Origin of the sequence: Rhodococcoides kroppenstedtii, from assembly GCF_900111805.1 — a bacterium.
Taxonomy (GTDB): Bacteria; Actinomycetota; Actinomycetes; order Mycobacteriales; family Mycobacteriaceae; genus Rhodococcoides; species Rhodococcoides kroppenstedtii.
In genome coordinates this window covers 187184-210988 of record NZ_FOJN01000002.1, presented here as the reverse complement: position 1 = coordinate 210988, position 23805 = coordinate 187184, and the positions used below count along the sequence as shown (strand labels likewise).

General features: G+C 69.2%; 23 protein-coding genes. 10 read left to right on the top strand and 13 right to left on the bottom strand.

Translation table 11 applies throughout. The features are described from left to right. Window positions 1-144: 144 nt before the first annotated feature. From BMZ18_RS03125 to BMZ18_RS03105, 5 genes are read right to left on the bottom strand one after another with little or no spacing between them, the layout of a single operon-like run. Entirely contained in the window at window positions 145-1278 is a 1134-nt protein-coding gene (locus BMZ18_RS03125; protein ID WP_068102042.1) for an adenosine deaminase, read from the bottom strand. A gap of 43 nt (window positions 1279-1321) precedes the next feature. Next, window positions 1322-2092: an amino acid ABC transporter ATP-binding protein gene (locus BMZ18_RS03120; protein WP_068363594.1), complete on the bottom strand. Its 771-nt coding sequence runs from the start codon at window positions 2090-2092 to the stop codon at window positions 1322-1324. Next, entirely contained in the window at window positions 2089-3585 is a 1497-nt protein-coding gene (locus BMZ18_RS03115; protein WP_074921763.1) for an ABC transporter permease subunit, read from the bottom strand. Before BMZ18_RS03115 ends, BMZ18_RS03120 begins: the two co-directional genes overlap by 4 nt. Next, entirely contained in the window at window positions 3582-4859 is a 1278-nt protein-coding gene (locus tag BMZ18_RS03110; protein ID WP_068363591.1) for a thymidine phosphorylase, read from the bottom strand. The genes BMZ18_RS03115 and BMZ18_RS03110 overlap by 4 nt, the downstream gene beginning before the upstream one ends. After that, window positions 4852-5292, bottom strand: coding sequence for a cytidine deaminase (locus tag BMZ18_RS03105; RefSeq protein ID WP_068363606.1), 441 nt, complete (start codon window positions 5290-5292; stop codon window positions 4852-4854). The genes BMZ18_RS03110 and BMZ18_RS03105 overlap by 8 nt, the downstream gene beginning before the upstream one ends. Window positions 5293-5544: 252 nt before the next feature. Between BMZ18_RS03105 and sdhC the strand changes: the two genes are divergently transcribed. Genes sdhC through BMZ18_RS03085 form a run of 4 tightly spaced genes read left to right on the top strand, consistent with a single transcriptional unit; the run spans window position 5545 to window position 8962 of the window. Beyond that, complete coding sequence (gene sdhC / locus BMZ18_RS03100) at window positions 5545-5952, top strand: succinate dehydrogenase, cytochrome b556 subunit (RefSeq protein WP_068105887.1); 408 nt, start codon at window positions 5545-5547, stop codon at window positions 5950-5952. Window positions 5953-5954: 2 nt separating this feature from the next. Further along, window positions 5955-6416: a succinate dehydrogenase hydrophobic membrane anchor subunit gene (locus tag BMZ18_RS03095; RefSeq protein ID WP_068363589.1), complete on the top strand. Its 462-nt coding sequence runs from the start codon at window positions 5955-5957 to the stop codon at window positions 6414-6416. Window positions 6417-6428: 12 nt separating this feature from the next. Beyond that, window positions 6429-8180: a succinate dehydrogenase flavoprotein subunit gene (sdhA, locus tag BMZ18_RS03090; RefSeq protein WP_068102049.1), complete on the top strand. Its 1752-nt coding sequence runs from the start codon at window positions 6429-6431 to the stop codon at window positions 8178-8180. Then, window positions 8180-8962, top strand: a complete 783-nt coding sequence (locus BMZ18_RS03085) for a succinate dehydrogenase iron-sulfur subunit (RefSeq protein ID WP_068102051.1) — start codon at window positions 8180-8182, stop codon at window positions 8960-8962. The genes sdhA and BMZ18_RS03085 overlap by 1 nt, the downstream gene beginning before the upstream one ends. Window positions 8963-9021: 59 nt before the next feature. On the opposite strand, the gene BMZ18_RS03080 is transcribed toward BMZ18_RS03085, so the two are convergent. Both BMZ18_RS03080 and BMZ18_RS03075 read right to left on the bottom strand, forming a co-directional pair. Next, window positions 9022-10239 carry an acyl-CoA dehydrogenase family protein gene (locus tag BMZ18_RS03080; RefSeq protein WP_068363603.1) on the bottom strand — a complete coding sequence of 406 codons (1218 nt, stop codon included), beginning with the start codon at window positions 10237-10239 and terminating at the stop codon, window positions 9022-9024. Window positions 10240-10268: 29 nt separating this feature from the next. Continuing rightward, complete coding sequence (locus BMZ18_RS03075) at window positions 10269-11273, bottom strand: Gfo/Idh/MocA family protein (RefSeq protein WP_068363586.1); 1005 nt, start codon at window positions 11271-11273, stop codon at window positions 10269-10271. Window positions 11274-11380: 107 nt separating this feature from the next. On the opposite strand from BMZ18_RS03075, the gene BMZ18_RS03070 reads away from it, so the two are divergent. Both BMZ18_RS03070 and BMZ18_RS03065 read left to right on the top strand, forming a co-directional pair. Next, a complete protein-coding gene (locus tag BMZ18_RS03070) occupies window positions 11381-12409 on the top strand; it encodes a Gfo/Idh/MocA family protein (RefSeq protein WP_068363583.1) in 1029 nt (342 codons plus the stop codon). 54 nt (window positions 12410-12463) lie between these two features. Next, the gene (locus tag BMZ18_RS03065; protein WP_068363579.1) at window positions 12464-13651 is read left to right on the top strand and encodes a phytanoyl-CoA dioxygenase family protein; all 1188 of its coding nucleotides are present in this window, start codon (window positions 12464-12466) and stop codon (window positions 13649-13651) included. A gap of 31 nt (window positions 13652-13682) precedes the next feature. On the opposite strand, the gene BMZ18_RS03060 is transcribed toward BMZ18_RS03065, so the two are convergent. After that, window positions 13683-14720, bottom strand: a complete 1038-nt coding sequence (locus tag BMZ18_RS03060) for a LacI family DNA-binding transcriptional regulator (RefSeq protein ID WP_068363577.1) — start codon at window positions 14718-14720, stop codon at window positions 13683-13685. 75 nt (window positions 14721-14795) lie between these two features. Here BMZ18_RS03060 and BMZ18_RS03055 point away from each other — a divergent pair, with 75 nt between their 5' ends. The 4 genes from BMZ18_RS03055 to BMZ18_RS03040 are packed head-to-tail and all read left to right on the top strand — an operon-like array spanning window position 14796 to window position 18474. Continuing rightward, window positions 14796-15575, top strand: coding sequence for an SDR family oxidoreductase (locus BMZ18_RS03055; RefSeq protein WP_244516396.1), 780 nt, complete (start codon window positions 14796-14798; stop codon window positions 15573-15575). Further along, window positions 15575-16600 (top strand): Gfo/Idh/MocA family protein, encoded by a 1026-nt coding sequence (locus tag BMZ18_RS03050; protein WP_068363570.1) that lies wholly within the window; start codon window positions 15575-15577, stop codon window positions 16598-16600. Before BMZ18_RS03055 ends, BMZ18_RS03050 begins: the two co-directional genes overlap by 1 nt. After that, window positions 16597-17484 (top strand): sugar phosphate isomerase/epimerase family protein, encoded by an 888-nt coding sequence (locus BMZ18_RS03045; RefSeq protein WP_068363567.1) that lies wholly within the window; start codon window positions 16597-16599, stop codon window positions 17482-17484. The genes BMZ18_RS03050 and BMZ18_RS03045 overlap by 4 nt, the downstream gene beginning before the upstream one ends. Before the next feature lie 12 nt (window positions 17485-17496). Further along, window positions 17497-18474, top strand: coding sequence for a Gfo/Idh/MocA family protein (locus tag BMZ18_RS03040; RefSeq protein ID WP_068102064.1), 978 nt, complete (start codon window positions 17497-17499; stop codon window positions 18472-18474). 68 nt (window positions 18475-18542) lie between these two features. Here BMZ18_RS03040 and BMZ18_RS03035 read toward each other — a convergent pair whose 3' ends face one another. From BMZ18_RS03035 to BMZ18_RS03015, 5 genes are all read right to left on the bottom strand, one after another. Then, window positions 18543-19364 carry an ATP-binding cassette domain-containing protein gene (locus BMZ18_RS03035; RefSeq protein ID WP_068102066.1) on the bottom strand — a complete coding sequence of 274 codons (822 nt, stop codon included), beginning with the start codon at window positions 19362-19364 and terminating at the stop codon, window positions 18543-18545. Window positions 19365-19370: 6 nt separating this feature from the next. Beyond that, entirely contained in the window at window positions 19371-20429 is a 1059-nt protein-coding gene (locus BMZ18_RS03030) for an ABC transporter permease (RefSeq protein ID WP_068363563.1), read from the bottom strand. Between the two features lie 64 nt (window positions 20430-20493). Next, window positions 20494-21525: a substrate-binding domain-containing protein gene (locus tag BMZ18_RS03025; protein WP_068102069.1), complete on the bottom strand. Its 1032-nt coding sequence runs from the start codon at window positions 21523-21525 to the stop codon at window positions 20494-20496. A 130-nt stretch (window positions 21526-21655) separates the two neighbouring features. After that, window positions 21656-22816, bottom strand: coding sequence for a Gfo/Idh/MocA family protein (locus tag BMZ18_RS03020; protein ID WP_068363558.1), 1161 nt, complete (start codon window positions 22814-22816; stop codon window positions 21656-21658). A gap of 101 nt (window positions 22817-22917) precedes the next feature. Then, window positions 22918-23670, bottom strand: a complete 753-nt coding sequence (locus BMZ18_RS03015; RefSeq protein WP_068102073.1) for a GntR family transcriptional regulator — start codon at window positions 23668-23670, stop codon at window positions 22918-22920. Between the last annotated feature and the right edge of the window lie 135 nt (window positions 23671-23805).

Sequence of the window (23805 nt, the reverse complement as noted above, 5' to 3'; positions counted from 1 at the left end):
TGGACTACTGCACAGAAGTGCGCGCGTCCTGAGCTGGGCGTCGGACTGGGCCCGATCCGCGTGACTCCCAGTGATCCGCGCCTGCTGCAACCGGCGCGGATCGCCGAAACAGAAGCGGATCGGCGGGCACCGACGGCCGGGCGTCTACCCCAGCAGCACCGCGTACCCCGGCTTCACGACGTCGTCGATGAGGGCGAGGCGCTCGTCGAACGGGAGGAACGACGACTTCAGCGCGTTGATGGTGAACCGCTCCAGGTCCGACCACCCGTAGCCGAAGGCGTCGACGAGGGCCTTCATCTCGCGGCTCATCGACGTGTCGCTCATGAGCCGGTTGTCGGTGTTGACGGTGACGCGGAAACGCAAGCGCGCCAACACGTCGAAGGGGTGCTCGGCGATACTGGCCACGGCCCCGGTCTGGACGTTCGAGCTGGGGCAGAGCTCGAGCGGGATGCGCTTGTCGCGCACGAACGCCGCCAATCGGCCGAGCTGCGGGGTGCCGTCGTCACCGGGGTGGATGTCGTCGACGATGCGCACGCCGTGCCCGAGGCGGTCGGTGCCGCAGAACGCGATCGCCTCGTGGATGGACGGCAGCCCGAACGCCTCGCCCGCGTGAATCGTGAAGTGCGCGTTGTTCGCTCGCATGTACTCGAACGCGTCGAGGTGACGGCTGGGCGGGAAGCCCGCTTCCTTGCCGGCGATGTCGAAGCCGACCACACCCTGATCGCGGTAGCGCACGGCCAGTTCCGCGATCTCCCGTGACCGCGCGGCGTGACGCATCGCGGTGAGCAGGCATCCGACGCGGATCTGTTTGCCCGCCGCCCGCGCCGCACTCTCGCCCTGCCGGAACCCCTCCAGGGTGTGCTGCACCACCTCGTCGAGGGTCAGGCCCTTCTCGAGGTGCTGCTCGGGGGCGTACCGCACCTCCGCGTAGACCACCCCGTCCGCGGCCAAGTCCTCGGCACATTCGCGCGCCACGCGCTGCAGGCCCTCGGCCGTCTGCATCACCGCGACGGTGTGGGCGAACGTCTCGAGGTACAGCTCGAGCGACCCGCTGTCGGCGGCGTCGCGGAACCACCGGCCGAGACTGTCGGCGTCGGCGGCGGGCAACCCGTCGTACCCGCAGTCGGCGGCGAGTTCCACCACGGTCGACGGGCGCAGCCCGCCGTCGAGGTGGTCGTGCAGGAGGGCCTTCGGCGCCTGCGCGATGTTGCGTAGATCGAGCGGCGCGGGGCCGCCTGTGGTCGTCGCGTTCGTTCCGGTCTCGTCCACCGCAGCCATGACTCCGACCCTACTGCGGGTCGCCGTGACCGCGGGTCGGCCGCTACAGCGGGTCGAGAATGCGGGTGAGGAACCGCTGCGTTCGTTCCTGCGTCGGGTGGTCGAGCACCTGCTCGGCGCTCCCCCGCTCGGCCACCACCCCGCCGTCCAGGAAAAGGACCTGATCGGCCACCTGCCGGGCGAAGCGGATCTCGTGGGTGACCACCACCATGGTCCAGCCCTCGCTCGCGAGCTGCTTCATCACCGCGAGCACCTCGCCGACCAGTTCCGGATCCAGGGCCGACGTCGGCTCGTCGAACAACACGATCTCCGGGTGCAGCGCGAGCGCCCGCGCGATCCCGACGCGCTGCTGTTGGCCCCCGGAGAGCTGGAACGGGAAGCGGTCCTCGGTGCCGGCGAGTCCGACGCGGTCCAGCAGCTCCCGCGCCTCGCGTTCGGCCTCGGCGCGAGGATGTCCCTGCACCACCACCGGCCCCTCGGTCACGTTCTGGAGGACGGTGCGGTGCGGGAACAGGTTGTGGTTCTGGAAGACCATGCCGCTCTGCGCTCGCAGTCGCGCGATCGCCCGACGGGCCTCCCCCCGACCCGACGGCAACGCGCCGAAATCGACGGCCGCGTCCCCGATGCGCACCTGCCCCGCATCCGGGGCGTCGAGTGCGTTGAGACCGCGGAGCAACGTCGTCTTGCCCGATCCCGACGGGCCGATGACGACGGTGACGCACCCGCGCTCGGCGGTGAAGTCGATGCCGTCCAGGACGGTGCGGTCACCGAACGCGCGTCGCAGTCCGGTCACCTCGATCAACGGTGATGTCATCGCGCCACGTACCTGTCCAGTCGGGTCTCGAGCCTGCCCTGCACGAACGACAGGGCGATGCAGATCGCCCAGTAGTACAGCGCGGCAACGGAATACAGAGCGAAGAAGTCGAACGTCGGAGCTGCCGCCAGCTGCGCCGTGCGCAGCAGTTCGGTCACGAGGATGGTCGACGCGAGCGAGGTGTCCTTCACCAAGGAGATCAGCGTGTTCGACAGCGGCGGCACGGCGGTCCGCAGTGCCTGCGGCAGCACGATCCGCTGCAGGGTCGTGCGGTAGCCCATGCCGATGGTCTGCGCGGCTTCCCACTGCCCCTTGGGAACCGAGAGGATCGCCGCCCGGATGATCTCCGCGGCGTATCCGCCCACGTTGATGCTGAACGCGACGACGGCCGCGGGGAACGGGGAGATGACGACGCCGAACTGGGGCAGCGCGTAGAACACGATGAACAGCTGCAGCAGCAGCGGCGTGCCGCGCACGATCGAGACGTAGAACCGGGCCGCCAGGGCGAGCGGGCGGATGGACGAGATGCGCGCCAGCGCGACGGCCAACGCGATCGCCAGACCGATCACGAAGCTGATCGCGGTGAGCGGCAGCGTCATCGTGACCGTCGCCTTCAGCATCGGTACGAGGTTGCGTGCGATCAGGTCGCCGGTCGAGGTACCGGATCCGCCGCTCGCCTCCTCGGTCGCCGCGAACTCGGCCTCGTCCGGCACCGCGACGTCGGACCCGAAGTACTGCTCGGAGATCCGCGTCAGCGTGCCGTCGTCGTAGAGACCCTGCAGGGCCTCGTTCACGCGGTCCATCAGGCCGCTGTCCTTGCGTGCGGCGAAGGCCTGCAGGCTGGTGTCACCCGTCTGCGCGGCCACGGCGACGCCGGTGTCGCCGGTCTGCGCGAAGTACTCCGCGACGGCGAGGGAATCGTTGACGGTGGCGTCGACGCGTCCGTCCTTGACCAGTTGCACGGCCTGGACGAACCCTTCGACGGCCTCCACGCGGGCACCGGCGTCGGCCGCCACCTCCGCCCAGTTGCTCGTGGACGACTGCGCGGTGGTGCGCCCGGCCAGATCGGCGAGCGAGGTGATCGACGTGTCCCCCGTCCGCGCGAGGATCTCGCCCTCGGACACCGTGTAGGGCCGAGAGAGGTCGTAGCGTTCGCGACGCTCGTCGTTGATCGTCACCTGGTTGGCGATCAGGTCGAACCGGCCACTCTGGAGGCCGGCGAAGATGGAGTCGAACGGGGTCTGGACGAAGTCGACTCGGACGCCGAGACGCTCGCCGACGGCCCGCACCACGTCGACGTCGTATCCGGTCAACTGCCCGTCGTCGCCCTGGTAACTGAAGGGGCTGTAGGTTCCCTCGGTCCCGACGACGAGCACCCCGTCGTCGAGATCGGAGGCGCCGCTGCCCGACGAGCAGCCGGCCACGCCGAGCAGAGCGAGCACGGCGACGAGCGCGGCGAGCACCGCCCCGGCGCGCCGCCTCCCGCCGATCATCCGATCCGGTCCAGGATCAGCCGACGCTCCCGTGCGGCTCCGTCCTCGATGGTCCAGCCGTCGGTCAGCGCGTCCTGCGCGCGGTCGAATCGCTCGGGCGTGTCGGTGCACAGCGTGAGCAACGGCTGCCCCGCCGTGACGACATCGCCGGGGGCGGCGTGCCACCGCACGCCCGCCCCCGCCTGGACCGGTTGCCCCTGCCGTTCGCGTCCGGCTCCGAGCCGCCACGCCGCGATCCCGACGGCGCGGGCGTCGAGACGCGTGAGCACTCCCGAGCGCTCCGCCGTGACCTCGTGGGTGTGGCGCGCGACGGGAAGCGCGGCGTCGGGGTCACCGCCCTGCGCGGCGATCATCGCGCGCCAGCGGTCCATCGCGGTGCCGTCGGCCAGCCTGTCGGCCGGATCGACGTCGAGCCCCGCCGCGGCGACCATCTCGCGGGCGAGGGCGAGGGTCAGCTCGACCACGTCCGCCGGGCCGCCGCCGGCGAGCACCTCCACCGACTCCTCGACCTCGAGGGCGTTGCCCGCGGTGCGACCGAGCGGGGTGTTCATGTCCGTCACCAGGGCGACGGTGCGAACACCGGCATCGGTACCGAGGTCGACCATCGTGCGCGCGAGTTCCTGCGCGTCGCCGAGGGTGGACATGAACGCCCCGGAGCCGCACTTGACGTCGAGGACCAGCGCACCGGTGCCCTCGGCGATCTTCTTGCTCATGATCGACGCCGCGATCATGGGGATCGACTCGACGGTGGCCGTCACGTCACGCAGGGCGTAGAGCTTCTTGTCCGCGGGAGCGAGGTCGGCTCCGGCCGCGCAGACGACTGCCCCGACGGCCGGGTCGTCGAGGATGCGCGTCATCTCGTCGGCGGTGAGGTCGGCGCGCCAGCCGGGAATCGATTCGAGCTTGTCCAGCGTCCCGCCCGTGTAGCCGAGGCCGCGGCCGGACAGCTGCGGGACGGCCGCGCCGCACGCGGCGACCAGCGGCGCCAGCGGCAGGGTGATCTTGTCTCCGATGCCGCCGGTCGAGTGTTTGTCGACGGTGGGACGCGCGAGCATCGAGAAGTCCATGCGGCGACCGGACGCGATCATGGCCGCCGTCCAGTCCGCGATCTCGCGACGGTTCATGCCGCGCAGCAGGATCGCCATGGTGAGGGCGGACATCTGCTCGTCGGCGACCTCGCCGCGGGTGTAGGCGTCGACCATCCAGGCGATCTGGTCCGAACCAAGGACGTTGCCGTCGCGCTTGGCCGCGATGACGGACACGGCGTCAGCCATGCTGCACCGCCCGGGGGGTCGAGGCGGCGGTGTGGGCCTGGCCCGTCGCGAGATCGTCGGGACCGAACGCATCGGGGAGGAGGTCACCCAATGGTCGAGGCCCGGACGTGGTGTCGACGATCAGGTCGGTACCCCCGAACTCGTACAGCAACTGCCGGCACCGTCCGCAGGGCAGCAGAATCTCTCCGCGCGCATCGCAACACGCGAACGCCACCAGTCGACCGCCGCCGGATGCATTCAGCGCCGAGACCAGTCCGCACTCCGCGCAGAGCCCCAGACCGTATGAGACATTTTCCACATTGCACCCGGTCACCACCCGGCCGTCGTCCACCAGGGCGGCCGCTCCGACGGGGTAGTTCGAATACGGCGCGTAGGCGTGGCTCATGGCGTCACGAGCACTGTCTCGCAAGGATTTCCAGTCGATGTCCTGCACGATCGCCGATCCTGTCACGTCCCGCCGCCCACCGCAGGCACTCCCGACGAGCCGGCCTGCGAATTGGACAGGCAAACCTAACTTCTCGAGCGGCGCGAAACGTGAACGCGAGGCGAATTGGTTCCCGCTCCGAGAAGGGGATTAGAGTCGTTCTCAGTCGTTTCACATACACGATCGAGCTGGATATTTCCGGTGCCCACGGGGAGTCTGCGCTCGTCGCGTCCATCACCGATGTTGGAGGCACTGCACTCGATGGCTACCACGACCGAGACCGCGCCCGCGCGGGAGCGCACGCGGTCTCTCTACCGCGGAGATCCGGGCATGTGGTCCTGGGTTCTGCACCGGATCACCGGCGTCGTCACGTTCTTCTTCTTGTTCGTCCACGTGCTCGACACCGCCCTCGTGCGGGTCGATCCGCAGGCCTACAACGAGGTGATCGACACCTACAAGACGCCCATCGTCGGCCTGATGGAGCTGGGCCTGCTGGCCGCCGTGCTCTACCACGCGTTGAACGGCATCCGCGTCATGCTCGTCGACTTCTGGTCGAAGGGCACCCAGTACCAGCGCCTGATGCTGTGGATCATCCTCGGCCTCTGGTTCGTGCTGATGGTTCCCGCCGCCGGCCGCATCCTCTACAACACCTTCACCGGGGGGCACTGACCATGGCGACCACCGACGCCGGTTCCGCGCGCGCCGTCACGCTGGGGACGTCTCACGACCGGCCCGCCGGCCTGGACAACCCCCGCTCGCCGCGCCGGAAGAACCGCGGCAACTTCGAGCTCTACGCCTGGCTGTTCATGCGCTTCTCCGGCCTGGCCCTGGTGATCCTCGTCCTCGGGCACATGTCGATCATGCTGCTGCTCGACGACGGTGTGCACCGCATCAACTTCGCCTTCGTGGCCGGCCGCTGGGCCAGCCCCTTCTGGCAGGTGTGGGACCTGACAATGCTGTGGCTCGCGCAGCTGCACGGCGGCAACGGACTGCGCACGGTCATCAACGACTACTCGCGCAAGGACTCCACCCGGTTCTGGCTGACGACGCTGCTGGTGCTGTCCATGATCCTGATCATGGGCCTGGGCACCTACGTGATCTTCACCTTCGACCCCAACATCTCCGCAGGCTAAGGGGGCAGGCAGATGCAGGAACATCGTTACGACGTACTGATCGTCGGTGCCGGTGGTGCGGGTATGCGCGCCGCCATCGAGGCCGGGCCGCGCGCCCGCACCGCGGTGCTGACCAAGCTCTACCCCACCCGCAGCCACACCGGCGCGGCGCAGGGCGGCATGTGTGCCGCCCTCGCCAACGTCGAGGAGGACAACTGGGAGTGGCACACCTTCGACACCGTCAAGGGCGGTGACTACCTGGTCGACCAGGACGCCGCCGAGATCATGGCCAAGGAGGCCATCGACGCGGTGCTCGACCTCGAGAAGATGGGGTTGCCGTTCAACCGCACCCCCGAGGGCAAGATCGACCAGCGTCGCTTCGGCGGTCACACCCGTGACCACGGCAAGGCGCCCGTGCGTCGTGCGTGTTACGCCGCGGACCGCACCGGCCACATGATCCTGCAGACGCTGTACCAGCAGTGCGTCAAGCACGACGTGGAGTTCTTCAACGAGTTCTACGCCCTCGACATCGCGCTGACGGAGACCGAGAACGGTCCCGTCGCCACCGGCGTCATCGCCTACGAGTTGGCCACCGGCGAGATCCACGTCTTCCACGCCAAGTCCATCGTCTTCGCGACGGGCGGGTCGGGGCGCATCTACAAGACCACGTCCAACGCGCACACCCTCACCGGTGACGGCATGTCCATCATCTTCCGCAAGGGTCTGCCGCTCGAGGACATGGAGTTCCACCAGTTCCATCCGACGGGTCTCGCGGGCCTGGGCATCCTCATCTCCGAGGCGGTCCGCGGCGAGGGCGGCATCCTCCGCAACGCGGACGGCGAGCGCTTCATGGAGCGCTACGCGCCCACCATCAAGGACCTCGCGCCCCGCGACATCGTCGCCCGCTCGATGGTTCTCGAGGTCCTCGAGGGTCGCGGCGCCGGCCCCAACAAGGACTACGTCTACATCGACGTCACGCACCTCGGCGAGGACGTGCTCGAGGAGAAGCTCCCCGACATCACCGAGTTCTCGCGCACCTACCTCGGTGTGGACCCGGTGACGGAGCTCGTCCCGGTGTACCCGACGTGCCACTACGTCATGGGCGGTATCCCCACCAAGATCCGTGGTGAGGTCCTGCGCAACAACGACGACATCGTCCCCGGCCTGTACGCCGCCGGCGAGTGCGCGTGCGTGTCGGTGCACGGGTCGAACCGACTGGGCACCAACTCCCTGCTCGACATCAACGTGTTCGGCCGTCGCGCCGGCATCGCGGCCGCCGAGTACGCCAACTCCACCGAGTTCGTCCCGCTCCCGGAGGAGCCGGCGAAGATGGTGCAGGAGTGGCTCGAGTTGATCCTGTCCGATCACGGGCACGAGAAGGTCGCCACCATCCGGACCGAGCTCCAACAGTCGATGGACAACAACGCGTCCGTGTTCCGCACGGAGGACACGCTCAAGCAGGCCCTCACGGACATCCAGGGTCTCAAGGAGCGGTACGGCCGAATCACGGTGCAGGACAAGGGCAAGCGCTACAACAGCGATCTGCTCGAGGCCATCGAGCTCGGCTTCCTCCTCGAGATGGCCGAGGTCACCGTCGCCGGTGCGCTCAACCGCAAGGAGACCCGCGGCGGACACGCCCGCGAGGACTACCCCGAGCGCGACGACGTGAACTACATGCGCCACACCATGGCCTACAAGGTTGGCGACGGGCTGCTGTCGGACATCCGCCTCGACTGGAAGCCCGTGGTGCAGACCCGTTACGAACCGATGGAGCGTAAGTACTGATGAGCGCACCCGCTATCGACAAGAGCGAAGACCAGAGCGACCTGCCGGAGGTGCCGGAAGGCGCCGTCATGGTCACCCTGAAGATCGCTCGCTTCAACCCCGAGAACGATCTCGGTGCGCACTGGGACAGCTTCCAGGTCCCGACGCTGCCGACGGACCGGTTGCTCAACCTCATGCTGTACGTGAAGAGCTACCTGGACGGCACGCTGTCCTTCCGTCGCTCCTGCGCGCACGGCGTGTGCGGCTCCGACGCCATGCGCGTCAACGGTGTGAACCGCTTGGCGTGCAAGGTGCTCATGCGCGACATGCTGCCGAAGGACAAGTCGAAGACGCTGACCATCACGGTCGAGCCGATCCGCGGTCTGCCGGTGGAGAAGGACCTCATCGTCGACATGGAGCCCTTCTTCGACGCGTACCGCGCCGTGAAGCCGTACCTGATGGTGTCGGGCAACGAGCCCACCCGTGAGCGCATCCAGTCGGCCGCCGACCGCGCGCGCTTCGACGACACCACCAAGTGCATCCTGTGTGCGTGCTGCACCACCTCGTGCCCTGTGTACTGGTCGGACGGCAGCTACTTCGGTCCCGCCGCGATCGTCAACGCACACCGGTTCATCTTCGACAGCCGTGACGAGGGTGCTCCGGAACGTCTCGACATCCTCAACGACGTCGAGGGCGTGTGGCGCTGCCGCACCACGTTCAACTGCACCGACGCCTGCCCTCGCGGCATCCAGGTGACCAAGGCGATCCAGGAGGTCAAGCGCGCGCTGCTCTTCGCCCGCTGACCCTCCCGCTCCGCCGACGAAGCCCGCCCCTGCACCTGCAGGGGCGGGCTTCGTGCATGTCAGACGAACGCCGAGTAGCCGGTCACTCCGCGACCGACGATCAGGTTGTTCATCTGGGACGTGCCCTCGTACGAGTAGACGGCCTCCGCGTCGGCGAAGAAGCGAATCACGTCGTAGTCGAGAACGATGCCGTTGCCGCCGAGGATCTCTCGTGCCCAGCCGACCACCTCGCGCAGGCGGGTGGTGCAGTAGGCCTTGGACAGGGCCGCGTGCTCGTCGTGCCGCACCCCGGAGTCCTGGAGTTGCGATACGCGCAGGGCCATTCCCAGACTGGCCGTGATGTTCCCGGCCATGCGGGCGACGAGGTCCGAGATCAGCTGGAACGACGCGATCGGGGCGCCGAACTGCTCGCGCTCACGGGCGTAGTCGACGGCCCGCTCGAACGCGCCGATCATGATGCCGACCGCGCCCCAGGCCACTCCCCCGCGAGTCAGCGAGAGCACCTTCGCGGTGTCGGCGAAGGAATTCGCGTTCTCCAGCTTGTCGGCGGCCGGGATGCGGCAGTCCTCGAAGTACAGGTCGGCGTTCTCCACCGCGCGCAGCGAGTACTTCCGTTCGATCTTCTCGGCACGGAAGCCGTCGGGAAATCCGTTCTCGCCCTTCTCGAGGACGAAGCCCTTCACTTCGCCGTCGGCCTCGTCCTTGGCGAAGACCACGATGAGATCGGCGAACGTGGCGTTGCCGATCCACCGCTTGCTGCCGTTCAGTACCCACTCGTCCCCGTCGCGGCGGGCGGTGGTCTCGAGACCGCCCGCGACGTCGGATCCGCCGCGGGGCTCGGAGAGGCCGAACGCGCCGATCTTCTCCATGCGCTTCATCGCCGGCAGCCAGCGATCCTTCTGCTCGTCCGAGCCGAGAATGGCGATGCTGCTCATCGCGAGCCCGCTGTGCACGGTGAACATCGTTCCGGTCGACGGGTCGACGCGGGAGAATTCCAGGGAGAGCCACCCGCTGAGGATCTTGCGGGACGCCGGGTTGCCGTCGAATTCGTAGTCCAGGCCAACGATGTCGAGATCGGCGAGGCGCGGCAGCAGGTGGCGGGGCGACTCCGCCTTCTCCCAGAACTCGTTGGCGCGGGGACGGACCTCGTCCTCGAGGAACCGGCGGGTGCGCAGGACGGCGGCGTTCTCCTCCTCGGTGAGCAGGCCCTGATAGCCGTACAGGTCGGCTGCGAGGTAGTCCTTGTCCAACGGTCCGAGGGGCTCGTGAGTGCTCATGTCCACGGAGTACCCGCGGAGGCCTCTCACTAGCGGACCGGTTGGCCGCCCTCGCCCGACTCGTACTGCACGGCGACGGTCCGACCCGTGGTCATCGATTCGACCGCGGCGTCCGCGACCAGAGCGGCACGCAGTCCGTCGTGCGCGGTGGCCAACGACGACGGGCCGCCGCCGGCGACCGCGTCGACCCAGGCCTGGAGCTGAAGTCGGTACGCGTCGGCGTAGCGCGGGATCCAGTCCGGCGGGTACTCCACGCCGCGGCGCCGGTCGGAATCGACGACGACCCGCGCCGGCAGCGTGAGGGCCGCGGCGCCCGTCTCACCGACCACCTCGCAGCGCGTGTCGTAGCCGTAGCGGGCGTTGAGGAAGACCTCGACGGTCACCAGCACGTCGGATGCGGTGCGCAGCACCAGGATCTGCGGATCACGACGATCCGGCGAGTGCCGCGAGGACCGGCCGGCGAACCAGGTCACCTCGGTGATCGGCGAGTCCAGCAGCCACGGCAGCACGTCGAGCTCGTGGATGGCCGAATTGGTGATGGTCGCGGCCGAGTCACCGGGACCGGACTGCACGGTGCGAGAGATGCAGTGGGCGGTCAGCGGGGCCCCGAGCTCGCCGGACGTCACGAGTCGGCGCAGGTCCGTGTAGGACGGATCGAAGCGGCGCATGAAGCCGACCGAGACCAGTCCCCGGTCCCCCTCGGCGTCGACGACGCGGCGGCACTCGGCCGCCGTCGGCGCGAGCGGCTTCTCGCACAGCACCGGCTTCCCCGCGTCCAGGGCGGCGAGCACGAAGTCCCGGTGCGTGGAGTCGTGCGACGCGACGACGACGGCATCGACGTCGTCGGCCGCGACGACCGCCCGGGCGTCGTCGACCGCACGCGCGGAACGCATCTCGCCGGCCACCGCCGCGGCGCGCTCGGCGTCGTGGTCGGCGACGACGGTGACGGCCGCCCCGCCGACGCGGCGGTCGAGATTCCGGGCGTGGTCGGCGCCCATGACACCGACCCCGATCACACCGACACGAAGACTCATGGTGCGAGTATGACATCTTATTGTCCTGACAAATGCGTTTCGGGACCCTACGCTGTCGGCAGCCCCGCGCTCCACCGACCTGCGCTCCACCGACCAGAGGACGATCGATGATCACGGCCCTCCCCGCCGCACGCGTTCCCGATCCGCGCGACGCCCCCACGATGCGGTGGGGCATCGTCGGGCCCGGATGGATCGCCGAGCGATTCGCCCGGTCGCTTCGCCGCTTCACCGATCAGCAGGTCACGGCGGTGGCGTCGCGCAGCCTGGACCGCGCGCAGGCCTTCGCCGGCCGTACCGGCATCGACACCGCGTACGGCAGCTACGACGAGCTGTGCGCATCCGACGCCGTCGACATCGTCTACGTCGCCACGCCCCACACCGAACACCGGTCCTGCGCCCTCGGCGCGATCGCCCGGGGCAAGCACGTGCTGGTCGAGAAGCCGCTCGCTCTCGACGCCGCCGGTGCCACCGACATCGCCGACGCCGCCGCGCGTGCCGGCGTCTTCGCCGGGGAGGCGATGTGGACACACTTTCTCCCGAAGTTCGACGTGATCGATTCCGTGCTGTCCTCGGGGATGCTCGGACGGGTGGACACCGTGATCGCCGATCACGGCGAGCATTTCGGCCCCGATCACCGCATCTTCGACCCGACGTTGGCCGGCGGACCGCTGCTCGACCTCGGCACCTACGTGGTCTCCCTCGCGTACACGGTGCTCGGTCCCCCGGCGACGGTGTCCGCCGTCGGGCTTCCGGCGAACGACGAGATCAACGGGCAGATCTCGGCACTGCTCACCGCCGAATCCGGCGCGCACGCCGTCCTCACCACGACCATGACGAGCACCACCCCCACCACCGCGTCCCTCTGCGGGACCGAGGCGACCCTGCACGTCCGCGGGCCGTTCTTCATGCCGGGGCCGTTCACGGTCACCGCGCACTCGGGGGCGAGCGTGACCTACGACGAAGCACCGGGCCTGCAGGTGGACGGGTTGCACTACGCGGCCGTGGACGCCTCCCGCGCGATCGCGGACGGGCGTCTGCAGTCGTCCGTCCACCCCCTCGCCGACGCCGTCGGCACCCTCGCCGTCCTGGACGAGCTGCGCGCGCAGGTCGGGATCGAGTTCCCCGTCTCGAGGTGAACTCGAGGTGTTTTCGGTCTTGTGAGCGCGTCCGACACGGGCCACGCTGAAGTCATGACCTCCACCGCCCCCGCCCCCACTGCCGCCCGAGCCGGCCGGCTGTCCGCAGCCGACTGTCGACTCGACGACTTCCGCGCCCTCGTCGAGCGCACCACCGACCTCGCGGACTACCCGTTCGCCGACGACACCGAGCGCGGCGTGCTCGTCTACGACGCCGCCCGCCTCCGCACCCGCATCACCGACGAGTCCACCCGCGCCGAGATCCAGGACGAGATCGCCCGCGCCCTCCTCGACGGGCCCGGCATCGTCGTGTTCCGTGGCGCGTTCACCGACGAGCACGCCCTCACCGACACCACGGCCTACTTCACCGACACCATCGCGCGTCAGCACGCCGAGGGCTTCGCCGGTGGCGATCACTTCGCGAAACCCGGTGCGAACGACCGCATCTGGTCGGCTCTGCAGAAGTTGTCCGTCGATCGACCCGACCTGTTCGCCCGGTATTACGCCAACGACGTCCTCGCCCTGGTGTCCGAGGCCTGGCTCGGCCCGATGTATCAGGTGACGTCGTCGATCAACGTGGTCAATCCCGGTGGCGCGGCGCAGAATCCGCACCGCGACTATCACCTGGGGTTCATGTCCACCGAGACCGCGGCGGCGTTCCGGGCGCACGTGCACCGCCTCTCCCCAGCCCTCACGCTCCAGGGTGCCGTGGCGCACTGCACGATGCCGATCGAGTCCGGCCCCACCATGTACCTCCCGTACTCCCAGCAGTACGAGCCCGGGTACATCGCGTTCGGACTGCCCGAGTTCCGGGAATTCTTCGCGGACCACTACGTCCAACTCCCGCTCGAGGCCGGCGACGCGGTGTTCTTCAACCCGGCGCTGTTCCACGCCGCCGGCCACAACACCTCCACCGACATCTTCCGCATGGCGAACCTGCTGCAGGTGTCCTCCGCCTTCGGCCGCGCGATCGACAGCGTCGACCGTGACGCGATGGTGTGCGCGCTCTACCCCGAACTGCAGGCCCTGGCCGCCGCCGGACGCGACGACGACGTGCGTGCGGTCGTGGCGGCGTCCGCGGAGGGCTACGCGTTCCCGACCAACCTCGACCTCGACCCGCCCGTGACCGGCATGGCCGGGGAGACCCAGGCCGAGCTGGTGCACCGGGCCCTGCGGGATTCGATGTCCCCGGAGCGCTTCGTCGACGAGGTCCGCGCCCTCACGGCCCGGCACACGCCCTGATCGCTCGGACCGGCACCTCGATCCGGACCGCTCAGACCGGAACGTTGTACGGCGTCACCACGTGCACCGGGGAGGACCCCGTGCGCACCCCCGTCACCGCGCCTGCCGCCTGCATCAACAATCGGCAGGCGCGGTGGACGTCCGCCCGGAGGTCGTGGTGCAACACCGCCGACAACGCCCCCTCGGCGAGCAGGCGTCGATTGTCGGTGTCGAGGTCGTGCGCCACGAACACCCGGCACGGACGGCCCGATCGCGCGAAGGCCCGGACCGTCGCGGCGTTGCCCCCACCGATGGAGTAGACGCCCGCCACCGCGGGATCGCGCCGGAGCGCCTGCGTCACCAGGTCCTCCACGGTCTCGTCCAGTCCGCTGCTCCGGGCGATGTCGACGACGCGCCGCGGCGGTCGGTGCTCGGCGGCGGCGAGATCCCGCAGCGCGCGCCGGAACCCCGCCTCGCGCTCGCCCTCGGCGCGAAACGAATCGTGGCTGAGCGTCACCAGGACGGCGGCGTCCTCGTCCCCGCGCCCGAACCACCGGTCCACCAAGTAGCCTGCCGTCGCCCCGGCCGCCCGATCGTCGATCCCGACGTAGGCGACGCGCGCGCTGGTGGGAATGTCGGACACGTACGTGACGACGGGAATGCCCCCGGCGACGAGGTCGTCGACGGCCGCCGCCACCTCCGGCCGATCGGGCGCCTTGAGGATCACACCGTGCGATCCCCGACCACGAATGCCGGCGAGGGTCGCCACCGCGTCGTCCACCGACTCGGTTTCGCGAAAGTGGAAGCGAGCGCGTACGAGCGCCGGTGCGAGCGTGGGCAATTCGGCTTCGAGCGCCGCGCGGACCTCGGCGCAGAAGCGCTCCGGGGCCTGCATCACGATGTCGACGAAGAACTTCCGGCCGTTCAGGCGCAGTTGCGTGCGCTGCTTGTCGAGGTCCTCGACGGCCTGCTGCACCTCGGCGCGCGTGTCCTCGCGCACCCCCGGCCGACCGTGCAGGACGCGATCGACGGTGGCTTCGCTCAGCCCGGCCTGCTGAGCGATCTCGCGCACCTTGTAGCGATGAGCCACCGCAGTCTCCTCGAGGTGTTTTTGATGTGCTCTGCAGTGTTGTCTCCTCAGCGCTCGACCGCAAGACTCGGACGAGTGCGAGATCTTCTGACGGACCGGGTGGTCCTGGTGAGCGGCGGCACCGCCGGAGTGGGTGCGGCGGTGGTCCGGAGCGCCCTGGCGCACGGTGCGCGCGTGGCGTTCTCGGGGCGTCGTACCGACGTCGGCACGGCCCTCGAGACCGAGCTGCGTGCAGCCGGGCACGACGTTCTCTACGTCGAGGCGGACGTCGCCGACCCGACGCAGGCCCGCACCTCGGTCGAGCGCACCGTCCAGCACTACGGGCGGGTCGACTCGGTCTGCATCAGCGCCGGACTGACCAGCCGGGGGTCGCTGCTCGACACCACGCCCGAGCTGTTCGATCAGCACATGGCCGTCAACCTGCGCGGACCGTTCTTCGTCATGCAGGCCGCCGTCCGCGACATGGTGCGTCGCGGGGCGCCGGGCACGATCGTGTGCATCGGATCGATCTCCGCCCGCGGCGGCCAGCCCTACCTCGCCCCGTACGTCGCCGCGAAGGCCGGGCTCGCCGGACTGACGAAGAACGCCGCGCACGCGCATCGGTTCGACCGCATTCGCATCAACACCCTCGACATCGGCTGGACCGAGACCGAGGGAGAAGCAGTGACGCAGAAGCAGTTCCACGACGCCCCGGACGACTGGGCCGAGCAGGCCGCGGCGCGGCAGCCGATGGGCACCCTCGGACGCCCCGAGGAGATCGCCGACGCCGTCGTCTTCCTGCTCTCGCCGCGCAGCGGCGTGGTCACCGGTTCGGTGATCGAGTGGGACCAGCAGGTCGTCGGGGGTCAGGACTGATGGGCGCACGTATCGGCGTCGTCGGCCTCGGGCGAATCGGTGCCTTCCACTGCGACACGCTCACGGCGCTCGACGGAGTGTCCTCGCTCGTGGTGCTCGACGATCGTCCGGACGTCACCGCGTCCGTCGCGGACCGACACGGCGCCACCGCGGTCACCACGCTCGACGACATGCTGAGCGCCGACCTCGACGGGGTGGTGATCGCCGCGGCGACCCCCGCCCACGCGGCGGTTCTGCTCACCGCCGCTGACGCTGGAGTACCCGTCTTCTGCGAGAAGCCATTGGCGTCCACGGCGGTCGAGAGCGCCGCCGTGGTGGCGGGGCTCGCGGGCTCCGACGTCCCGGTGCAGATCGGGTTCAATCGTCGGTTCGATCCGGCCGTCGCCGCGGCGTATCGAGCCGTGCGGGCCGGCGACTTCGGCGCAGTGCACACCGTTCGCTCCACCACCCTCGACCCCGCACCGCCCCCGGCGGACTACATCGCGGCGTCGGGTGGCCTGTTCCGCGACTGCGCCGTGCACGACTTCGACACCGTCCGATGGATCGTCGGCCGTGAGGTCGTCTCGGTGTTCGCGGCGGGAACCGCGTCCGACGACCCCCGCTTCGTCGCCGCGGGCGACGTGCACACCGCGACCACCCTGCTCACGTTCGACGACGGCACCCTCGGCGTCGTGTCGAACTCCCGGTTCAACGGCCGCGGCTACGACTGTCGGCTCGAAGTGCACGGACGCGCCGACACCGTCGTCGCCGGGTGGGACGACGCCGCGCCCGTCCGCAATCTCGATCCCGCACACGGCGATCGGGGACCACACCCGTTCCCGTCTGCGACACCGCACTCGTTCTTCATGGACCGGTTCGCCGAGTCCTACCGCGCCGAGCTCGCCGCGTTCCTCGACGTCGTCGCCGGCCGACGTCCGTCGCCCTGCACCCCTGCCGACGCGCTGGAGGTGGCCTGGATCGCGGAGGCCGCCGCCGCGTCGCTCCGTCGCTCTGCCCCCGTCACCCTGGAAGAGGTTCGATCATGACCGTTCGTATCGCCGGAGCACCCATCTCGTGGGGCGTCTGCGAGGTCCCCGGCTGGGGCCATCAGATCAGCGTCGACCGCGTGCTGCGCGAGATGCGCGAGGCGGGCCTGACCGCCACCGAGAACGGGCCCGACGGCTTCCTGCCGTCCGATCCGCAGGAGCTCGCGCGGACGCTCGCCGATCACGGTCTCACCTCCGTCGGCGGGTTCGCGCCGGTCCTCCTGCACGAGCGCGGCCACGATCCCGTGCCCGGAATCTCCGGTCTGCTGGACGGGTTCGTCGCCGCGCACGCGGACGTGATCGTGCTCGCCGCGGTGAGCGGGCGCGACGGGTACGACGCGCGCCCGGAACTGACCGACGACGAGTGGACGACGTTGCTGCGCAACCTCGATCGCCTCGCCGCGGCCTCCGCGGAGCGCGGCATCCGGGCCGTCCTCCACCCGCACGTCGGCACCATGATCGAGCAGCGCGACGAGGTCCACCGCGTGCTCGACGGCTCCTCGATTCCCCTCTGCCTGGACACCGGGCACCTGATGATCGGCGGGACCGATCCCGCCGAGCTGGCCCGTCAGGCGTCGTCGCGCATCACGCACACGCACCTCAAGGACGTCGACGCAGCGCTCGCGGCGCGAGTGCAGGCCGGCGACCTGACCTACACCGACGCGGTGCAGGCCGGGATGTACACCCCGCTCGGGACGGGCGACGTCGGCATCGGCGGGGTGGTGGAGACGTTGCTGGACGCCGGGTACGACGGCTGGTTCGTCCTCGAGCAGGACACCATCCTGACGGACGATCCCGCCGACGACGCGGGGCCGGTGCTGGACGTGAAGGCCAGCGTCGCGTATCTGCGCTCGGTGACCGACGCCCGCGTCGTGACCGTGTGAGACCGTGACCGCATGAGGATCGGAATTCTGGGCGCCTCCCGCATCGCGGAGTCCGCGATCGTCGGACCGGCGCACGCCCTCGGGCACCGGCTGGTCACCGTCGCCGCGCGCGACCGGGCGCGGGCCGAGGAGTTCGCGCAGCAGCACGAGGTCGAGCGCGTGTCCGACGACTACGCCGCGGTGCTCGCCGATCCGGAGGTGGACCTCGTCTACAACCCCCTTGCCAACGCCCTGCACGCACCCTGGAACATCCGCGCTCTCGAGGCGGGCAAGACCGTTCTGACCGAGAAGCCGTTCGCCCGCAACGCCGCCGAGGCGCGCGAGGTCGCGGCGGTCGCCGAGCGGACGGGCGGGCGGATCGTCGAGGCGTTCCACTACCTCTTCCACCCGGTGACCCAGCGAGTGTTCGAGATCGCCCGGTCCGGCGAACTCGGCGACCTCACCGGGGTCGAGGTGATCATGGCGATGCCGGAGCCCGACGCCCGGGACCCGCGATGGTCGCTCGAACTCGCGGGCGGGGCGATCATGGACCTCGGGTGCTACGGGCTGCACGTGTGCCGCATGCTGGCCGACGCGGCCGGCGCCGGCGGCGTACCGCGCGTGGTGTCGGCGCAGGCCGAGGAACGCGACCCGGGTGTCGATGCGGCCACCACGATCGACCTCGAGTTCCCCAGCGGCGTCCCGGCCCGCAGCGTCAACTCGATGGTGCATCCGCGTTTCGAGTTCACGATGCGGCTGCTGTTCGCCGCCGGCGAGGTCTTCGCGCACGACTTCATCCGCCCGAACCTCGACGGGCGGGTGTCGGTCACCGACTCCTCCGGCGTCCACGTCGAACGCCTCGACACCCGGCCGACGTACCTCTACCAACTGGACGCTCTCGCAGCACATCTGGAGACCGGGGCGCCCTATCCTCTGGACGTCGACGACGCCGTGGCCACCATGGACCTCGTCGACGACGCCTACCGGGCGGCAGGACTCGCTCCGCGCTAATCGCCGAACGACGAACGCCCCGCACCTCATTCGGTGCGGGGCGTTCGTCCGTGGACGGTGCGCCGAGGTCAGCGGCGCAGTTCGTGCGTGAGCGTCTCGAGCTCGTCGCCGCCGGCCATCTCCTTGGTCAGGTCGTCGAGGCTGATCTCGTCGTAGGTGCAGTCGAGCTTCTGCCGACCGCGGTTGAGCAGAACGAAGTGATCGCCGACCATGTACGCGTGGTGCGGGTTGTGGGTGATGAACACGACGCCGAAGCCCTGTTCCTTGGCCGCCGAGATGTAGCGGAGCACCATGCCCGACTGCTTGACGCCCAGGGCGGCGGTGGGCTCGTCGAGGATCAGCACGCGAGCGCCGAAGAAGATGGCGCGGGCGATCGCCACACACTGACGCTGACCACCCGACAGGGACCCGATGGGGGCGTCCACGTCGGGCAGGTCGATGCCCATCTTGTGCAGCTCTTCCTTGGTGGTGGCGCGCATCGCCGCGGCGTCGAGGGCGCGAAACGGCCCCTTGCGCAGCTCCTGGCCGAGGAAGAAGTTGCGCCACACCGGCATCAGCGAGACCACGGCGAGGTCCTGGTAGACCGTTGCGATGCCCTTGTTCAGCGCGTCCTTCGGCGAATCGAACCGGGTCTCCTCGCCGTCGACGAGCAGCTGCCCTTCGCTCTGCTGGTGCAGTCCGGCCATGATCTTGATCAGGGTGGACTTGCCGGCGCCGTTGTCGCCGAGGACACCGGTCACCTCGCCGGCGCCGACGCGCAGGTTGATGCCGGACAGGGCGATGATGTTGCCGTAGGACTTGCCGACGTCCTTCAGCTCGATCAAGGGGGTCTTCCCGCCGCTGCCGTGATCCGACGGCTCCCGGGTGGGGGTTTCGGAGATGGTGGTCATCTTGGGTCACCTCTTGGCTGCGTAGGAGCGGAAGGAATTGTTGGCCACGACCGCGAACAGCAGCATCGCGCCGAGGAAGAACTTGAACCAGTCGGGGTTCCAGCCGGCGTAGACGATGCCCTGGTTGGTCATGCCGAAGATGAACGCGCCGATCATGGCGCCGACGGTGGTGCCGAAACCGCCGGTGAGCAAGCAGCCACCGATGACAGCGGCGATGATGTAGAGGAACTCGTTGCCCACGCCCTGACCGGACTGCACGGTGTTGAAGGCGAACAGCAGGTGCATGCCGACGAACCAGGCGCAGAACGCGACGAACATGAACAGGCCGATCTTGACCTTGGTCACCGGGACGCCGATCGCCCGCGCGGAGTCCTGGTTGCCGCCGACGGCGAAGATCCAGTTCCCGATCCGCGTCTTCATCAGCACGAACGTCGACATCAGGGTGAACAGCACCCACCACAGGACGGTCACGCGGATGGAGACACCGCCGATGGTGAACGACGAGGCGAAGACGGCCTTGGCGGAATCGAAGCCCTGCATGTTCGAGATCGACTGCGTGGCCACCTGTCCCGTGACGAGCTTGGTCACGGCGAGGTTGATGCCGGTGAGCATGAGGAAGGTCGAGAGCGTGATGAGGAAGGACGGGATCTTCGTCTTCATCACCAGGTAGCCGTTGAGAAACCCGACGCCGAGGGCCAGGCCGAGGGCGAGGAGCGATCCCAGCCAGACGTTGAGGTGCAGGTTGTAGGCCAGCATCGAGGCGGCGATGGACGAGAAGGTCACGGCCACACCGGTGGAGAGGTCGAACTCGCCGCCGATCATCAGCAGGGAGACGCCGATGGCCATGATGCCGATCGTGGAGGAGGCGTACAGCACCGTGGCCAGTGCCTCCGGCGACCGGAACGGTGGAGCCACGATCGCGAAGAAGACGAAGATGATGATCGCGCCGAACAGGGCGCCGATCTCGGGACGAACGAGCAAGCGCTGGAACGGCTTCTGCTTCCGCACGCGCTCGTCGGTCACGACGGTGTGTTTCGACGGATCCAGATCGGCCTGGGTGGTCATGGGAGGTCCTTCCGTGCTGGGCGACACCCGGCGGCGACGAGGGTCTGCCGCCGGGTGTCGGGAATCAGCGAGTGCCGTTCCGGGCGTACTCGGCGACGGCGTCGATGTTGGAGGAATCGATGAACGCGGGGCCGGTCAGAACCGGGGTGCCGCCACCGATGGTGTTGCCGTTGTTCAGGTAGAGCCAGAGCGAGTCGACGGCGAGGTAGCCCTGGAGGTAGGGCTGCTGGTCGACGGCCCAGGCCACGTCACCGGCTTCGATGGCGTCGACCAGGGCGGAGTTGGTGTCGAAGGTGACGACGGTGGCGTTGCTGCCGGCGTTGGCCTTGGACTGCACCGCGGTGAGCGCGATCGGGGCGCCGAGGGCGACCACGTGGTCGATGGACGGATCCTGCTGCAACTTGGCGGTGATGGTCGCCTCGACGGACGGCATGTCCTTGCTGTTGACGTTGAGGATCTCGGTGGAGCCGCCCGTGAAGCCCTGCGTCACACCGGCGCACCGGGATTCGAGCGCGACCTGGCCCTGCTCCTGGATGATGCAGAGGGTCTTCTTGGCACCCTCGGAGGTCAGGCGCTCACCCACGGCCCGGCCGGCGATGGTCTCGTCCTGACCGAAGTACTGGCCGACGCCCTGCGCCTTCCAGTCGTCGTACCCGGAGTTGAAGGCCACCACGGGGATTCCGGCGGCCTCGGCGGCCTGCACGGCCGGCGCCATGGCGTCGGGCTTGGCCAGGGTGACCGCGATGCCGTCGACGTCGGAGTCGATCGCGCTCTGGACCAGGTTGGCCTGGTTGGGCGCCTCGGGGTCGGCCGAGTAGCGCAGCTCGATGTTGTCCTTCGCCGCGGCGGCTTCCGCACCCTTGCGGATGAGGTCCCAGAACGTGTCACCGGGAACCTCGTGGGTGATCATCGCGATGGTGGCGCGAGGGGTGTCGACGGTGCCGCCCCCACCCTCGCCGCCGCCACTGGATTCCGGTGCGCCCCCCGTGCTCGAGCACGCAGCGACGGACACGGCGACGACAGCGCCGAGCGCCAGTGCGGCACCCCGACGCCCGACGGCCCGGCCGCCACTGGTCGTACCCTGACGAACCTTCATTGATTGTCCTCTCGGAAAATGCGGGTCGGCTCGCTCGAGAGAAGGAGCCTGGCTCACTCGCCTGGAGTAGATGTAATACCGGTCACACCGGAATGTCAATACTTTGTTCGGACATTAGGACTGCAGCGGCTCACATGCGGGGAGCCGTCCAGGAGCCCGATTCGACCGACTCGACCATCGCGTCGAGGACCGCCGCACTCCGCACCGCGTCCTCGACGGTCGCCCCCAGCGGCCGACCGTCGTGAACGGACTGCAGGAAGTTGCGCGCCTCGATCACCTTGAGGTCGTCGTAACCCATCGCGGACGCCGACCCCGGCTGGAACGCGGCGTAGTCCCCCGCGCCCGGGCCGACGAACACCGTGGACATCGCCTGGTCCTGATAGGCGGTACCGCGGCCGACGACGAGCTCGTTCATCCGGCGAAAGTCCCACGTCACGGCGCCGGCCGTCCCGTGGATCTCGAAGCCGTACGCGTTCTGTTCGCCGACCGCGACGCGGCTGGCCTCGAGCGTCGCCCGCGCACCGGAGACCAGGCGCAGCTGCGCGCTCGCGTAGTCCTCGTTCTCGACCGGGCCCCGCTCACCGCCGCTGACGCGACTGTGACCGCTGGTCGCCCCGGTAGGCCGGGCGCGCTCGGGAACGAAAACCGCGGTGTCGGCGACCAGACTGCCGATGTCCCCGAGCAGGAACCACTCGAGATCCGCTGCGTGCGAGGCGAGGTCGCCGAGCACACCGTTGCCTCCACGGGCACGCTCGAAGCGCCAACTCAGCGCGCCGTCCGGGTGCGCGGCGTAGTCGCTGAAGAACCGGAACCGCGCGTGGGTCAGCGTGCCCAGCTCGCCCGCGGCGATCATCTCGCGCGCTCGGTCGACGGCCGGGGCGTTGCGATAGTTGAAGCCGACGGCAGTGCGCACGTTCGCGGCGGCGGCGGCCTCGGCCACCGCAGCGGCGTCGTCGCGGGTCAGACCGACGGGCTTCTCGATCCACAGATGCTTGCCCGCGCGAGCGACGGCGGTGCCGATCTCCCGGTGCAGGAAATTCGGCGCCGTGACCGACACCGCCTCCACGTCGGGATCGGTGACGACGTCGTGCCAGTCGGTGGTGTGTCCGGCGAAGCCGAAGACCTCGGTGGCCTCGGCAGCACGGCCGGGCACGTCGTCGGCCACGGCGGCGAGGACCGGAGTCAGCGGCAGATCCGGGAAGTGGTGGCGCACTCGGGCGTAGGCCTGCGTGTGCACGCGACCCATCCAGCCGAAACCGATGACACCGACGCGAAGTGGACGAGAGGACATGGTAGGGAACACCTTTCGGGAAGTCGGGGACGGCCGAGCACAGGACGGTCCGGGCACGGCCGAGCACCCGTCGGGACACGACGGGGTGGATGCCGACCGCGTCAGCGGTCGACGAGGGTGGTCTCGAAGTTGTAGCGGGAGGCGCGGTAGACGTGGACGCCGTACTCGACGACCTTGCCGGAATCGTCGAAGGCGGTGCGGTTCATGGTGAGCAACGGAGCGCGGAGCTTCTCGTCGAGCAACTCGGCCTCCTCACGGCCGGCCGACTTGGCGCCGATCCGTTGTCGAGCCAGACGGACGTGCACACCCTTGGTACGCAGCGACTGGTAGAGCCCCTGCGCCTCCAGTTCGGCGGGCTCCGGAGCGAGGTCGAGAGGGAGATAGTTGGTCATCAGCGCGAGCGGCTCGCCCTGCGTGCTGCGCAGTCGTGCGATCGTGACCACGGTTTCGTCCGGGCCGATGTTGAGTTCGCGCGCCACCTCGTCCCCCGGCAGACCGACGGAGTACTCGAGCAGCTTGGTACTCGGGTGCTGTCCCGCGCGGGCCAGGTCGTCGAACAGCGACGTGAGCTCGACCGGACGGTGCACGGGGCTCTGCACCACCTGCGTTCCGACGCCACGCTTGCGGACGAGCAGGCCTTTGTCCACCAACTCCTGGATCGCCCGACGGGTGGTCGGCCGGGAGAGGTTGAGCCGTTCCGCCAGGGCCAACTCGTTCTCGAAGCGGTCACCCGGCGCGAGCTGCCCGGAGAGAACGGCCTCCTCGATGGCGCGGGCGAGCTGGTAGTACAGCGGGACGGGGCTGGATCGGTCCAACTCCACGGCCAGCTGCGGCGCGCTGAGCGGGTGGTTCACTCGGTCTCCGATCGACAGCGAGACGAGGCGTGGTCACCTCGGGATGCGGACTCGACCGTGACGCAGCGCACCGTCGAGTGGTGTGAGTGTAGGTGATCCGCGCCGATATGACATCAAGTTAGAATGTCAGGACAA

Bases quoted from the DNA above. Each gene is read 5' to 3' on its own strand.
- BMZ18_RS03125 (WP_068102042.1), bottom strand. From the start codon at position 1,278: ATGGCTGCGGTGGACGAGACCGGAACGAACGCGACGACCACAGGCGGC.
- BMZ18_RS03120 (WP_068363594.1), bottom strand. From the start codon at position 2,092: ATGACATCACCGTTGATCGAGGTGACCGGACTGCGACGCGCGTTCGGT.
- BMZ18_RS03115 (WP_074921763.1), bottom strand. From the start codon at position 3,585: ATGATCGGCGGGAGGCGGCGCGCCGGGGCGGTGCTCGCCGCGCTCGTC.
- BMZ18_RS03110 (WP_068363591.1), bottom strand. From the start codon at position 4,859: ATGGCTGACGCCGTGTCCGTCATCGCGGCCAAGCGCGACGGCAACGTC.
- sdhC (WP_068105887.1), top strand. From the start codon at position 5,545: ATGGCTACCACGACCGAGACCGCGCCCGCGCGGGAGCGCACGCGGTCT.
- BMZ18_RS03095 (WP_068363589.1), top strand. From the start codon at position 5,955: ATGGCGACCACCGACGCCGGTTCCGCGCGCGCCGTCACGCTGGGGACG.
- sdhA (WP_068102049.1), top strand. From the start codon at position 6,429: ATGCAGGAACATCGTTACGACGTACTGATCGTCGGTGCCGGTGGTGCG.
- BMZ18_RS03085 (WP_068102051.1), top strand. From the start codon at position 8,180: ATGAGCGCACCCGCTATCGACAAGAGCGAAGACCAGAGCGACCTGCCG.
- BMZ18_RS03080 (WP_068363603.1), bottom strand. From the start codon at position 10,239: ATGAGCACTCACGAGCCCCTCGGACCGTTGGACAAGGACTACCTCGCA.
- BMZ18_RS03075 (WP_068363586.1), bottom strand. From the start codon at position 11,273: ATGAGTCTTCGTGTCGGTGTGATCGGGGTCGGTGTCATGGGCGCCGAC.
- BMZ18_RS03070 (WP_068363583.1), top strand. From the start codon at position 11,381: ATGATCACGGCCCTCCCCGCCGCACGCGTTCCCGATCCGCGCGACGCC.
- BMZ18_RS03065 (WP_068363579.1), top strand. From the start codon at position 12,464: ATGACCTCCACCGCCCCCGCCCCCACTGCCGCCCGAGCCGGCCGGCTG.
- BMZ18_RS03050 (WP_068363570.1), top strand. From the start codon at position 15,575: ATGGGCGCACGTATCGGCGTCGTCGGCCTCGGGCGAATCGGTGCCTTC.
- BMZ18_RS03045 (WP_068363567.1), top strand. From the start codon at position 16,597: ATGACCGTTCGTATCGCCGGAGCACCCATCTCGTGGGGCGTCTGCGAG.
- BMZ18_RS03040 (WP_068102064.1), top strand. From the start codon at position 17,497: ATGAGGATCGGAATTCTGGGCGCCTCCCGCATCGCGGAGTCCGCGATC.
- BMZ18_RS03035 (WP_068102066.1), bottom strand. From the start codon at position 19,364: ATGACCACCATCTCCGAAACCCCCACCCGGGAGCCGTCGGATCACGGC.
- BMZ18_RS03030 (WP_068363563.1), bottom strand. From the start codon at position 20,429: ATGACCACCCAGGCCGATCTGGATCCGTCGAAACACACCGTCGTGACC.
- BMZ18_RS03025 (WP_068102069.1), bottom strand. From the start codon at position 21,525: ATGAAGGTTCGTCAGGGTACGACCAGTGGCGGCCGGGCCGTCGGGCGT.
- BMZ18_RS03020 (WP_068363558.1), bottom strand. From the start codon at position 22,816: ATGTCCTCTCGTCCACTTCGCGTCGGTGTCATCGGTTTCGGCTGGATG.